Raw genomic sequence first — 14,410 nt, forward strand, 5'->3', positions numbered from 1 at the left:
CTTTTACGAATATTGGGGAATATAAAAAGGGACCAAACGAAAAAAGCATTAAAGGTCTTCTACAATAAAACCCATATGCGAAAGGAGTAGGTTAGAATGAACAAAATGTTAATTAAATTAACTGGTACAGCGTTAGCGGCAATGTTGATCACTGGATGTGCAGCAAATAACGAGGATGTTCCACCACCTGAGAACGAGCAACCTCCTGCGGAAGAGCCTATGGATCCTGATATGGAACAAGATGAGAACAACATGGAAGATGATATGAATAAAGACGAAGAGAACATGGAAGAAGATGTGGAAGAGGACACTGGGGACGACCAGCAGTAATCCATCCAAAAGCTTGGGACAGTATAAGCTGTCCCTTTTTGCATGACTGTAATAAATCTACTTTTTATAGTCCCACAGTATCATCCACTCTTTTTCTTCCTTCACCACATACACATATTGAATATATAAAAAATGCCCGTACTTCCCATGGTAAGTCAGTTCCACCTCAAATTCATAAACCGTTTCAAAAACCTCTCCTTCCTTCTCCATCCGCCAATCCTTAAGTTTTTTAGAATCACTAACTTCATAGGAAAATGTCTCCGCACCAAAATGTCCGATAAACACATGAGCTTTATCCTGAAAATAAGCACTGCGTCCAAACTTCTCCTGCATCACCGGGTGTAGAAGCTCCCAGGAACGCCCGAAATCCCCATCCTGCTCATATTCATAAAACTGATGGACCGTTCCTGCTGCAGTATCCTTTCCAAATGAGAAAATCAAATTCAAAATTAACACTATTATAATAAGAAGAAACACACCAACCATCCCAACTAAAAACTGCCTTTGCCGCTGTCTCTTCCTCAAGGGACTTTCCACCCCTTTCCCACATAGAGCTTTACTATATCCATTGTATGACAAGGTTAGTAGGTTAGAAGTACAGGAGGAAACAAGAAAGCGCATTCACTAAAATTTTCTAGTTATTTCTATGTAAATATGTCACAAATTGTAGATACATAAGGAAGGATTGTATATAATAGGCAATGGTAACAAAAGATGTCTGACATCCAAACCATCTATTATTATTTTACAAACGTTACAAACGTAGATACATAGAACTAGTTAATTGTTAAAAATTACACACACAAACGACCACATTCGACAAAATTCACCTATTACCATAACAGAAGAACTGTGATAAGATTGGTTAGGTTATAACATTACAAGATTGTTACAAAAAAGTCGAAATAGGTATTTGATACTATTCCGATAAAATGATAGGTACATAACGAAATTCGACAATATAAACTTTGATTTCTGAAGAGGTTAAAGATAAAGGTAATGTCTCCTTACCTTTATCAATGGAGGCACTCGATCAAGCTGTTGGGTCTGCGTGCCTTAGACGCCTGTCGTCATAGGCTTGGTGTGAGGATGGGTTAGATGCCCATTATTTAATAAAAAGAAAATATCTAATTATCGAACTTTTTTCGGTAATTAGATATTTCCTTTTTGAAGGTAATAATTAAAAGGAGGGTTTAATTACATGCAGAAAGTAAGAAAAGCAATTATACCGGCAGCTGGGTTAGGGACAAGATTTTTACCAGCGACCAAAGCGATGCCTAAAGAAATGCTTCCTATCGTGGATAAACCGACGATTCAATACATAGTAGAAGAAGCGATTGAATCAGGAATTGAAGATATTATTATCGTTACTGGTAAAGGAAAGCGTGCCATTGAAGACCATTTTGATCACAACTTGGAATTAGAGCGAAACCTACTAGAAAAAGAGAAATTCGATCTATTAGAAAAAGTTCGTCAATCCTCGAATGTAACCATTCATTATATTCGCCAGAAAGAACCTAAAGGACTTGGACATGCTGTCTGGTGTGCAAGGAATTTTGTTGGAAATGAACCATTTGCTGTCTTGCTAGGGGACGACATCGTGCAAGCAGAAACTCCTTGCTTAAAGCAGTTGATAAATGAATATGACAAAACGTTATCTTCTGTCATTGGTGTTCAAACTGTAGGAGATAATGAGACTCATCGCTACGGAATAATTGACCCTCTTCAAAATGAAGGTCGCCGCTTCCAGGTGAATAAATTTGTTGAAAAACCAAAGCCAGGTACTGCACCTTCCAATTTAGCTATTATGGGACGTTATATCCTCACACCGGAAATATTCATGTTCCTTGACAAGCAAGAAACGGGTGCTGGTGGAGAAATCCAATTGACCGATGCAATTCAAGCACTTAATGAAATTCAACGGGTTTTCGCTTATGATTTTGAAGGCAAACGATTTGATGTTGGGGAAAAATTAGGATTTATTCAAACATCCATTGAGTTTGCACTTCAACACGAGGATTTAAGAGAAGGATTAGTTAATTATATGAGAGGAATTTTAGATGTGTATACCTGCTCTAATAGTATAAGAAGAGGTGGGTCGAATTGACAGAGTTTGCCAGAGGTATAATTAGTAAATCCACTAATAATTCCATGAATTATCAAGCAAGTAAAAGTTATTTAATTTTTAAAAGAATAATTGATATTTTAGGAGCTACGTTCGGATTACTTCTACTAACACCAATTTTCATAGTTGTAGCTCTATTAATTAAAATAGAGAATCCTAAAGGCCCTGTGGTTTTTTCTCAAATAAGAGTAGGTGAAAAAAAGAAAGAATTTAAAATGTACAAGTTTAGGTCAATGGTAGTAGATGCAGAAGAAAAATTACAAGAATTGCTTCGGTATAATCAAGTTACAGGAGCGATGTTCAAGATGGAAAATGATCCGAGAATAACCACTGTGGGTAAGTTTATACGGAAAACTAGTATAGATGAATTACCTCAGCTAATTAACGTTCTTAAAGGAGATATGAGTTTAGTTGGACCAAGGCCGCCTTTAGTTAGAGAAGTTACAGAATACAATACTAATGATTTAAAGAGATTATTAGTTAAGCCTGGGTGTACGGGGTTATGGCAAGTAAGTGGGAGAAGTAAATTAGGTTTTAAAGAGATGGTCGATTTAGATTTAGCCTATATTGAAAATCGAAGTATAAGGTTGGATATTTTAATAATAATAAAAACTCTTAAACTATTATTAGGCTCTAAAGATGCTTATTAAAATTGTGTTTAAATGATTGGAGTTATTAAGGAATTATGTACTTACTTAATCTTTTCAGTTTAATAATAATTTATATTTTAGGGTTAGGTTTTAATGGCACACTATCCAAGGTTGTTTTTTTCTCGTTGTTACTTGCAAACTTGTTTACATCCATTTTCCTCTATTTAAAAAAGGTGAAATTAAATAATGACTTTCGCTTAGAATTTGTCTTAATATTAGGTTTCCTAATTATATGTTACATATTGTTTCTAAACGGAGGAACTGTAATTGAATCACTCTCATTAATAATTAGACCCTTTTTTTATTTCCTGATTTTCTATAATAATTATTTGTTTTTCTTTTTATACCAAAAAAGTATCTTTAATGGTTTTATTCAAAAAGTTTTTTTTGTAGTGAATTTTTTTTCAGTAATGTTATTTCTTCTGTATTCTAAGCCTTATTTTATAAATGTGGGTAGCGAAGAGTACAGTCTTCTTATTGAAGAAAGTTTTTTTGGGAAAGATATTATTACTGGGCCATTTATCTCAGTGAATGAATTTGGAGATTTACAAGTATTAATTATATTACTTAATTTATTCCTTATTAAGGAAAAACCGAAGTTCTCTATAATAAATATTGGTTTAGCGAGCATTCTATTGCTACTAACAATTAGTAGAACATCTATATTTTTATCCATAATAGTAGTGTTTATTTATTTGTTGCTTTTCTTTAAGGATATAAAACCATCAGTAAAGTATTTTATTGTACCTAGTGGTATTGTTTTTTTGGGGTTTACAATTATAGAAAATTACGGTGAAAATTTGCTTTACTTTATGAACAAGTTTAATCAAGACAAAATACTATCTGGAAGGGAGTATCTCTGGGAAGCTTCATTTTCTGCCATTAAAGAAAGTCCTTTAATAGGAATACCTCCCGAAAAATTAAGGATTTTATTAGACCGTTATCTAGACCAATCTCTTGAGGGTTTAGGGGCTCATAATATGTATATTCATGTTATGAGTATAGCTGGTTTAATAGGGTTTGTAGCGATTTTTTTTATATTGTTTTTTATAATCTATTTTATTAATTATACCAATTTAAATAGAAATCATTTATTTCTTTTGGCAGGTTTTTTTATAACAGTGTTTTTAAGAGGTTTTTTTGAATCTGGTATAGCTTTTATTTTCTCAACAAGAATTTTTATTGTATGGGCCCTCATTGGGTATATTTTAGGTTTTAGTAAGGAGAGAGTTAAAAAAACATGAATTTTTTTGGTATAAATTTGTTTTTAGGAAAAAAGATCGGGCTTGTAAATTTGATACTGGATAAATCATTAATGGGAGAGAAAAAAGCATATTATGCATTAAATCCAGATTGTTTTTTAATATCCTTAAAAAACAAGGGTTATAAAAAAATACTTAACGAAGATAAAAATCTTATTTATGTTGATGGAATGGGTATTATTTATACACAAAGATTTTTAAAAATGCCTATTGCAGAAGAAAGAATAGCAACAACTGATCTCTTTCCAGCTCTCTGTGAAAAAATTTCTAAAGAAAAATTAAATTTAAATATTTTTTTATTAGGAGGAAAAGAAGATACTGCTGAAAGAGTTATAAAAAACTTCAATAAAAAATATCCGTATGTAAGCTTTGTAGGTTACCAAAATGGGTTTTTTAACGAAGAGCAAGAAATAAACATTATAAATAAAATAAATGAGAAAAATGTAGATATTTTGTTCGTAGGGTTAGGATGTCCTAAACAAGAATTGTGGGTAGATAAACATCTGAATAAATTAAATGTGAATTCCGTTATTACTTGTGGAGGTCTTTTTGATTATTATGCTGGTAATGTTAATAGAGCTCCAAAATTTATGCGTGAAAATGGCCTTGAATGGCTTTATAGGCTATTTCAAGAACCTTCTAGACTGTATAAGAGATATATTTTCGGAAATATTCGATATGTAGTCTATATGTTTATTCAGAAACTAAAGGGGAGTAAAAAAAGAAGTGAGAATTAAATTCTATACGGAAAACAACCTAGAACATAATAATAAAGTTGGCAGTACTAAATATATAAAACAAATAAAAGAATATTATTTAACCGAACATAAAATAGATATGGAGATAATTCCCGTTAATAAACCAAAAACTAATATTCTTATTAAATTTATTGCTTTTATTAATCTTATTTTCAATACTATACCTGTTCAAATAACTTATCGCCAAAAGGCTAATAGAAATATAGAAACAAATAATAGTGAATTGACCTTTATTGAAGGTATCTATTTAGGACCATTTGTTTCGGATAAAAATAATTGCATTTTACTTGCTCAGGATTCATTATCAAGGCTTCAATTTTCTATTGCAAGCCAAACAAAAAAAATATTTAAAAAATTATATTATATTATTAGTGGATATTCATACCTAATGTTAGAGCTGAATTTATATAAAAAGTTTAAAAAAGTAATTTTTGTTTCAGGAGAAGATTTAAAATACATTGAATCTCAAGGTGATTTTAAAAATTTAGAATTATTAGAAATCGGATTAGATTTTGAAGATTTATACGAATCGAATTCTGTACCTCTTCTCGAAGATATTACTAAAAGATATGGTGAATATATAATATTCACAGGCAATATGACTTATCCTCCAAATAGAGATGCAGCCAAAATTTTAGTTGAAAAAATATTTCCGTTAATTAGAGAGAAAAACATAACAGTTAAGTTACTACTAGTAGGTATAGAGAGTGAAAAATTTAATGACCCTACAAACAATATTTATGGTATTGGAAAAGTTGAAAGTATCAAAGAATATATAGGAGGATCACAGTTATATATAAGTCCACTATTTTCTGGTTCTGGCATGAAAAACAAAATACTAGAATCATTTGCTCAAAAAACTCTTACATTAGCATCTCCAAAAAGTGTGGAGGGAATAAAATCGTTAGAGAATAATTATCACTATATCAAATGTGAAACTCATAATGAGTTTAGTGAAAAGGTTATTGATATTTTGAAAAACCCTAAAAAGTATAAACAAATAGAAGATCTGGGATACAAGTTTGTGAAAGAAAAACATTTGTTTACCATTAAAAATGCAAAGAACTTAGGCAGTTACTTGTAAAATCTTAGAGTATATTTCAAAAATTTAATGTGAGGTTTCAAAGTGAAAATTCTAATAGTAACCAACATGTACCCTTTCGAAAATATGGATTATTTCGGAAATTTTTTAAAAAAAGAAGTGGAATATATTCAAAGCCAAAATATAGAGGTTGAAGTCTTATTTCTGAACGGAAGGGACAATAAGATAAATTACTTGACCGGTTTGATGAAATTTTTAAATATTTATAGAGAATTCGATATCATTCACTACCACCATAGTTATATAGCATGGTATTCATTTTTTGTGAAAAACAAAAAGCAAATATTTACTATACATGAAGGTGGGAATATAAAGATTATTAATAATCTATTAATCCCTCACTATGGACATGGTAGAAAAGGTTATATTGAAAAACTGTTTAAAATGTTTAATTTAAGAAAACATATTCTAAATCAGATGAATAGAATTATTATAACTAAGTACTCAGATAAACCTTTAACATATAACGATAAAAAGGTTATTCAAAACCCTATGGGAATAGATTTCAATAAATTTATTATTATAAATAAAGAAAAAGCTAGACTAGAACTGGGAATGGATATTAATGACATAATTTTATTTTTCCCGCATGAACCTAGAAAAGAAAAAAACGTTGAATTATTTTATGATATTGTTGAATCTTTAAAATTAAGAACAAGCAAAAATATCAAAGCAATTTACGGGGGAAAAATAAGTACCAATGATATGTATAAATATATAAATGCAGCTGACATATGTTACTTAACTTCAAATTTTGAAGCTTCTCCTACAATTGTAAAAGAATCCCTTGCTTGTGGCACACCAATATTATGCTCAAATGTAGGAGACCTTGAGGAACTATTTGATCCTGTATTCACAACTTTTATTTGTAATAATTGTGAAGAATTTGTTGAAAAAAGTATGGAAATATTGGATAAACCAATTAATAGAGACAACATAAGGGAGTTCTTACAATCTAAAGGAATGGATTATAAAACTACTTCAGAAAATGTACTGAAAATTTATAAAGAGGAAATGGGAAAATGAATGTTACAATTATAGGTTGGTTTGGAGAAAAAAATATTGGTGATGATTTAATATTGAACTCCATCCATGAAAGAGTAGTTGAAACAATAAATCCGAAGCATGTTTATGTAGCATCAAATAAAAAAACTGAAGGATATAATTGGATATATGATCATGATTTTTCATTGAAAAGTTGGATTAAACTATTTGTAAGAGGTAATATAGTCCGTAATTTAAAATCTCTATATAGTTCAGATGTAATTATTTTTTGTATTGGAGGCGGATTATCAGATTGGAATAAAGAAGTAATGCAACGGGTGATAAAAAAAATCCAGTTTTATAAATATGCTAATAAGAGAATATTTTTTATTGGTGTTGGGGCTGGGCCGTTTGTCGGAAACTTCCATGGACATATTCTTCATAAAGAGTTAAGAAAGATTGAAAAAATACTTGTAAGAGATAATACCTCTTTAACGAATTTGAATAAACTGGAACTGAAGAATGTATCTAAAACTAATGATATTGTATTTGAAAATAATTATTTGAATAGTTTTTTTGAAACTAATAAGAGTGAAATTAAAATGAGAAATCAGGTATCAATTATTCCGGTTCCGTTATTTTACAATAGTCTGTGGAAGGAAAATGAAAGGAAATTCAAAGAGTATATTTCTACTTTTAACGATATGCTTAGATACTTAAATACTGTTTATGAAGTAGTTAAAATAATTCCTTTCCAAAAAGAATTTGATGAAAAATACTTAATTAAGCATTTAGATAGTGATATAAATTTTGAAATTTTTAAGTACGAAGAATATGAGCAGGTATATAAAGAAATGATTTGTTCAAAATTAATAATTCCTATGAGATTTCATGGTTTAGTTTTATCTACCATATTTGAAGTTCCATCTATTCCTGTAATCTATGACCATAAACTATATGATTTGTCGGAAGAATTAAACCTAGAGAATATATGCTTAGATTTAGGTGATGGAGGTAATTGGAGAGATCATGTTTTTACAATTAATGAGTTTATAGAAAGTCATAATAAAATAACTTCTCGTTATGAAGAAACCAAAATTGTTTATCGAAAATATAAAATACAAGCAAATAAAAACACCATCTTTCTGAAAGGTTTGATGTAGATGGGTAACAAAGTAATTTTTTTTACTGAATACGTTGGTTTAGGAGGAGGAGAGACTTCTCTTGTAAATCTTTGTAGAAGGCTAAGTAAAGAAATGGAAGTTGAAATTATTACTAATAGCGAAGGTGATTTAAATAGAAATTTAAGTTCCTTTGAATTAGAAAACTCATCAATCCCTTATAAAAAATTGATAAAAAGAGGCCAATTTGTTTCTTTGTTGCTTCAATTATCAAAAAAGATTAAACATAATGCTAAAGTAGTAATACTAAATTCAAAATCATGTTTGTATTTGATACCTTTAATTAAACTAGTATCTAACTGTCCAATATTTTACATTGAACATTCTAATTGGACAAATTACACATTAATCGAAAAAATACTTTTAAAAAATTTTGTTAATGAAATATTAGTTGTTTCAGATCCGGTTAGTCAAAAGGTCAAAAAACAAATTGGGAGTATAAAAACTTTTAATAAGATTAAGGACTTCCCGCTAATGATAAGCATGAGCGGGAATCAGCAAAAGAAGAGAATTAATGCAAATTCTCCTAAAATAGTTGCCATGATTGGCAGGTATCAAGAAATAAAAGGACATAGCTTATTTGTGGATATTGCACGAGAGGTTTGCGAGACTAATGATAATGTTGAATTCTGGATAATAGGTGGAAAACCTTTTGGTACTGAAGAGGAAATAAAATACGAGAAAACAGTTTTAAATAAAATTGAGTTAAGTAAATATAATAAAAGAATTAAAGTTTTAGGCGAAAGGAAAGACGTGGAATTATTATTGAAGAACAGTATTGACGTTCTGGTGGTACCTTCCATTAATGAATCTTTTGGTATGGTTGTTTTAGAAGCTTCGAAATACGGAGTACCCACTGTTACTTCTAATTCATGCGAAGGCCCTTCAGAAATACTGCAAAATCTTAATGCAAAAGAATTAATCGTAGAGCGGGAAATAAAAGCATTTAAACATAAAATTATTGATTTATTGACTAATCATACTTATTATAGTTTGATTTCAGAAAAACTTCAAATGAATATACCAAAATATGATTTAGATGGAAAAAATTTTATTTTAGTGAAATTAATTAATAGCTATGAAAATGAGGTGTGAATTATCTTTAGACTTATTAAAATGCTGATTAGAACAAGAAAAATTAAATCATTTGGAAAATATTCCTTTTTAGAAAAAGGAAATTACTATTTTACTAAACAACTAGAAATAGAGGAAGGAGTTTACATTGGTCCCAATGCTCAATTATCTGCCAATGGTGGTTTAAGAATTAAAAAAGGTACTATAATAGGTCCAAATGTAACAATATATACATCTAACCATAACTTTCATAGTGAAAATATGACAACATTACCCTATGACAAAGAAACAATTAATAAAAAAGTGATTATAAACGAATGTTGTTGGATTGGAGGGAATGTTGTTGTCCTTCCAGGTACGGAAATAGGATTTGGCAGCGTTATTGGTGGAGGAGAGACAGTTAGAGGGATTATTCCCCCGTACTCAATATATGTAGGTGGAAAGGTTATTGGTCAAAGAAGAAATAAGGAACAATGTGAATTACTATATGAAAATCAAAAAATATATATGATTGAAAAGATGAGGAAATATGAAAATATATATGAATTATGGACGAAGATTTTTAGGCGTCCTTAGTGGAACAACCATTCAAGCGCTAGTGAATTTTTCCTTTTTCACAGGGCTTTCATTAATTCTAAGCCCTGTGCATTTTGGAGATTTCGCATTTGCCTATACGATTATTTTCTTTATAATACCATTTTTGGATTTCGGAGCTACCACTTATTTATTATCTAAAAATAATACTGTTGAAGAAGTGAATAATTATTTAAACTTTATAATTTTAATATCGTTTTTGTTTTTATCATTTTTCTTATTTTATAATATCTCATATTTTTTTGTCACATTAGCATCTATAACATTCCTTCTAATTCAATACTTTCATTCTTACATGATTAAATTTAAGCAAGTTAAAATGCAAATGAAATTTGCGTTTATATATGGATTATTTAAAGTTCTTGCATTTATATTAATATTTTATTTTTCGAATGATAAAGAAAGCATTGATTTTATTATTTTAATAATTGCAATTTCTAATATTTTATCCTTACTTCCGTTTATTAAAAGGGTTAAATATCATTGGAGTATTAAGATAGGATTTTTCAACAAATATTTCAAAAGTGTAAGTTGGATAGGATTTAGTGGTATATTAGCAATAATATTAATGCGATTTGATCAAATAATAATGGGGAAGTTTCTTGATATCGAGTACTTGGGCTTTTATTTAATTTCTATACAATGGTTAACAATAATTTCATTGATAAGCAATTCTTTACTAAAGTTTTCTTTTTCTGAATTAGAGAATGTAAGTCTGAAAAAATACTTAACCTACTTAAAAAATAAAACCAAGATTATTAATCTTACCTTAGTTGTGTTTTTTACCACTTTTTTATGTATATCTTCTATAATAACTTTTTTCTTATACGAAAACCTAATAATCATACAATCCATAATAATTATTTCAATAGGATTTTTATTCAGTATAAAGTTTAATTTTTATTCAATTATATTGTATAAGACAAATAACACTAAGAAATTATTTTCAATTCAATTATATCAATTTCTTATACAAGTTACATTTATATACGTAAGTTTTCCTTCTTTAGGGTATTATAGTTTCCCTGTTGCTTTTTCACTTATTAGAATTTTTGGTTATGTATATATACAACGTTTTTGTGAAAAAAGAGCAAAACTTAGTTATTAAGTACGAAAATAATGTTAACTTTCAAAAAATATATCAACTAAGGAGGACCTATGAATCTAATATTATTATCAGGTGGTTCAGGGAAAAGGCTTTGGCCATTGTCTAATGAATCACGCTCTAAACAATTTCTAAAGGTTTTACAAAATGAAAAAAGAGAACCTCAATCAATGGTCCAACGGGTATGGGAACAATTAAAAAGCTTAGATCTTCATAGTTCAACTGTAATAGCAACTAGCAAGTCACAAGTTGAAACGATACAAGCTCAGCTTAATCATGAGGCAAGTTTAGTAATAGAACCATCCCGAAGGGACACATTTCCCGCTATTGCATTAGCTGTTGCATATCTGTATAGTGTGAAAAAAATTGACGAAAGCAGTGTAGTAGGTGTTCTTCCCGTTGATCCTTATGTAGAAAGTGAATTCTTTTCTAAAATTATTGAGTTAGAAAGAGTCTTAGAAAAGACTGATGCTGATATTGGATTAGTTGGGGTAAGACCTACTCTTCCGTCTTCTAAATATGGATATATTGTTCCTTCAGTTATCGGAAAACAATATTTAAAAGTTGAAAAATTTATTGAAAAACCTAATGAACATGAGGCTCAGAATTTAGTTGATATTGGTGCATTATGGAATTGTGGAGTATTTGCTTTCAAGTTAAAATATATATTATCATTTCTGGAAGATATGGGATATCCAACAGAATACAATGAATTATTGGAAGTTTATACTGAACTTCCTAAAATAAGTTTTGATTATGAGGTTGTTGAAAAGGCAAAGAAAATTATAGTACTTCCTTATTCAGGGTATTGGAAAGATTTGGGTACCTGGAATACGCTAACGGAAGAAATGGCTAGCTTCCAGATAGGTAAGGGTATTATTAGTGATAATTCAATTAATTCCCATTTAATTAATGAGCTTGATATTCCTATTACAGTTTTAGGGACAAAAAATATAATAGTGGCAGCAAGTGCAGACGGCATTCTTGTCTCTGATAAAAAATCTAGTCCAAAAATAAAAGATTATATAAGCAATTTTGATAACCCTCCAATGTATGAAGAACGAAAATGGGGTTGGTCCAAAATATTGGATTATACAAAAAATTCAGAAGGAAAAGAAGTTATAACCAAAAAAATCTGTTTGAAGAAAAACATGAATTTGAGTTATCAATTTCATAACAAACGTACAGAACTTTGGACTGTAATTAAAGGTAAAGGAATAGTTGCATTAAATGGTAATTTTAGAAATGTATACGCAGGAGATGTTATTCAAATAGACACCGGAGATAATCATGCACTAAAGGCTTTAAGTGAATTAGAAATAATTGAAATTCAATGCGGAGTCGAAGTAATAGAAGAAGATGTTATTCGAATATGTAATGAGTGGTTTGAGATAGAAAAGGAATGTTCTAAAAGTATAGTAAAAAGATAATTTTTATATTTGAAAAAATAATAATTGAATTATTATTCGATTTTGTAAATAAGTAGGGATTATTTTGGAGAAAAGTTATGAAAGTCTTTTTTTAAAATGGATTAACTTTAAAGAATTGGATTTAAATATAAAGCAGAAATTAATTTTAATTAAAAATCAACAACTCAAAGAAGACCTCTTCTACAAAAACCTAGAATTTGGCACTGGCGGCATGCGTGGAGAAATCGGCCCTGGAACCAACCGTATGAACATTTACACAGTTCGTAAAGCATCAAAAGGACTTGCTAGATTCATAGAATTGTATGGAGAAGAAGCAAAGAATCGAGGAGTAGCAATTGCCTACGATTCCCGACACAAATCACCTGAATTTGCGCTTGAAACAGCAAAAACCTTAGGGGCTCATGGTATCAAATCCTTCCTATTCGAAGAATTACGACCAACACCAGAGCTTTCCTTTACGGTTCGTGAATTGAATGCATTTGCTGGTGTGGTGATTACTGCAAGTCACAACCCTGCTGAGTACAATGGGTATAAGGTGTACAATGAAGATGGTGGACAGCTGCCTCCTCAACAGGCGGACGAATTGGTCCTGAAAGTGAATGAGGTAGAGAACGAACTTGAAATAGTTGTGCTGGAAAAAGAGGAGCTGCTTGCTCAAGGTCTTTTAACCTATGTGGGAGAAGAGCTAGACGCTGCATATAATAAGCAACTAAAAACTATTTTGGTTAATCCCGAAATGGTTCAAGAAAAAGGGAAAGAGCTGAAGATTGTCTTCACCCCGATTCATGGAACAGCTAATAAGCCGGTAAGACGTATTCTTGAATCTACTGGGTTTACAAATGTATCGGTAGTCGCAGAACAAGAGCTGCCGGATCCTAATTTCTCTACGGTATCTTCTCCTAACCCGGAAGAGCATGCCGCTTTTGAATTGGCCATTGAATATGGTAAAAAGGAAAATGCGGATGTCCTAATTGGTACTGATCCAGACGCAGATCGCATTGGAGTAGTCGTGAAGGACTTATCTGGGGAGTATACGGTATTAACAGGTAATCAAATGGGAGCACTGATGGTTCATTACCTTCTTCAGGAAAAGAAGAAGAATGGTACTTTGCCAGAGAACGGCGTCGTATTAAAGACGATTGTAACATCAGAAATCGGAAAAGCGATTGCTGCTTCCTACAACATTGATACCGTAGATACCCTGACTGGATTCAAATTCATTGGTGAAAAAATTAATGAGTACAAACAAACGGGTAAATATGAATTTCTGTTTGGCTATGAAGAGAGCTATGGCTATCTGGTTGGTGATTTCGTTCGTGATAAAGACGCTGTGCAATCCGCGCTATTAGCAGCAGAAGTGGCACTCTATTATAAATTACAAGGTAAAACGTTGTATGAAGGTCTCTTGGAGATATTCGCTGAATACGGTTATTACCTGGAAGACCTGGTCTCCCAGACACTTAAAGGGAAAGATGGTGCTGAACAGATCCAGGCAATGATGACTGCATATCGTGAAAACCCACCGATTGAAGTGGCAGGGATAAAAGTAGTTTTGCTAGAAGACTATGCAACGAGTGAAAAAACTAGCTTAATGGCAGGCGAGAAGACAGCTATTAAGCTTCCTAAATCCAATGTACTTAAATTTTTCCTAGAGGATGGTTCCTGGTTCTGTCTTCGTCCTTCAGGTACAGAGCCAAAGATTAAGTTCTATTTTGGTGTTAAAGGAAATTCATTAGAAGAAAGTAAGAAGCAGTTGGAAAATTTGAAAACTGCTGTTGTGAAGTAATCAAGAGGATCTTATCCCCCAGAAATAGG

The 14,410-nt window shown here is 30.9% G+C and carries 14 protein-coding genes; 13 read left to right on the top strand and 1 reads right to left on the bottom strand.

The window, feature by feature from the left end; translation table 11 throughout:
* Positions 1–96 precede the first annotated feature (96 nt).
* A complete protein-coding gene (locus ABN702_RS21940; RefSeq protein WP_417898696.1) occupies positions 97–330 on the top strand; it encodes a hypothetical protein in 234 nt (77 codons plus the stop codon).
* A 57-nt stretch (positions 331–387) separates the two neighbouring features.
* Here ABN702_RS21940 and ABN702_RS21945 read toward each other — a convergent pair whose 3' ends face one another.
* Positions 388–855: a hypothetical protein gene (locus tag ABN702_RS21945; protein ID WP_417898697.1), complete on the bottom strand. Its 468-nt coding sequence runs from the start codon at positions 853–855 to the stop codon at positions 388–390.
* Between the two features lie 676 nt (positions 856–1,531).
* On the opposite strand from ABN702_RS21945, the gene galU reads away from it, so the two are divergent.
* The 12 genes from galU (at position 1,532) to ABN702_RS22005 (ending at position 14,381) form a co-directional block, all read left to right on the top strand.
* Positions 1,532–2,437 carry a UTP--glucose-1-phosphate uridylyltransferase GalU gene (gene galU / locus ABN702_RS21950; protein WP_417898698.1) on the top strand — a complete coding sequence of 302 codons (906 nt, stop codon included), beginning with the start codon at positions 1,532–1,534 and terminating at the stop codon, positions 2,435–2,437.
* Positions 2,438–2,481: 44 nt separating this feature from the next.
* Positions 2,482–3,105, top strand: coding sequence for a sugar transferase (locus ABN702_RS21955; RefSeq protein WP_417900998.1), 624 nt, complete (start codon positions 2,482–2,484; stop codon positions 3,103–3,105).
* Positions 3,106–3,497: 392 nt separating this feature from the next.
* Positions 3,498–4,349, top strand: a complete 852-nt coding sequence (locus tag ABN702_RS21960) for an O-antigen ligase family protein (protein ID WP_417898699.1) — start codon at positions 3,498–3,500, stop codon at positions 4,347–4,349.
* Complete coding sequence (locus ABN702_RS21965) at positions 4,346–5,104, top strand: WecB/TagA/CpsF family glycosyltransferase (protein WP_417898700.1); 759 nt, start codon at positions 4,346–4,348, stop codon at positions 5,102–5,104. Before ABN702_RS21960 ends, ABN702_RS21965 begins: the two co-directional genes overlap by 4 nt.
* A complete protein-coding gene (locus ABN702_RS21970) occupies positions 5,094–6,209 on the top strand; it encodes a glycosyltransferase family 4 protein (RefSeq protein WP_417898701.1) in 1,116 nt (371 codons plus the stop codon). Before ABN702_RS21965 ends, ABN702_RS21970 begins: the two co-directional genes overlap by 11 nt.
* A 42-nt stretch (positions 6,210–6,251) precedes the next feature.
* Positions 6,252–7,253 carry a glycosyltransferase family 4 protein gene (locus ABN702_RS21975; RefSeq protein WP_417898702.1) on the top strand — a complete coding sequence of 334 codons (1,002 nt, stop codon included), beginning with the start codon at positions 6,252–6,254 and terminating at the stop codon, positions 7,251–7,253.
* Positions 7,250–8,374, top strand: coding sequence for a polysaccharide pyruvyl transferase family protein (locus tag ABN702_RS21980; protein ID WP_417898703.1), 1,125 nt, complete (start codon positions 7,250–7,252; stop codon positions 8,372–8,374). The genes ABN702_RS21975 and ABN702_RS21980 overlap by 4 nt, the downstream gene beginning before the upstream one ends.
* A complete protein-coding gene (locus ABN702_RS21985) occupies positions 8,375–9,487 on the top strand; it encodes a glycosyltransferase family 4 protein (protein ID WP_417898704.1) in 1,113 nt (370 codons plus the stop codon).
* A 21-nt stretch (positions 9,488–9,508) separates the two neighbouring features.
* Positions 9,509–10,042, top strand: a complete 534-nt coding sequence (locus tag ABN702_RS21990; RefSeq protein ID WP_417898705.1) for an acyltransferase — start codon at positions 9,509–9,511, stop codon at positions 10,040–10,042.
* A complete protein-coding gene (locus ABN702_RS21995; protein WP_417898706.1) occupies positions 9,996–11,168 on the top strand; it encodes a lipopolysaccharide biosynthesis protein in 1,173 nt (390 codons plus the stop codon). Before ABN702_RS21990 ends, ABN702_RS21995 begins: the two co-directional genes overlap by 47 nt.
* A 50-nt stretch (positions 11,169–11,218) precedes the next feature.
* Entirely contained in the window at positions 11,219–12,595 is a 1,377-nt protein-coding gene (locus ABN702_RS22000; protein ID WP_417898707.1) for a sugar phosphate nucleotidyltransferase, read from the top strand.
* Positions 12,596–12,710: 115 nt separating this feature from the next.
* Entirely contained in the window at positions 12,711–14,381 is a 1,671-nt protein-coding gene (locus tag ABN702_RS22005; RefSeq protein ID WP_417900999.1) for a phospho-sugar mutase, read from the top strand.
* The last annotated feature ends 29 nt before the right edge of the window (positions 14,382–14,410 follow it).

This window comes from Bacillus haimaensis, from assembly GCF_048270625.1.
GTDB lineage: Bacteria > Bacillota > Bacilli > Bacillales > Bacillaceae_I > Sutcliffiella_A > Sutcliffiella_A haimaensis.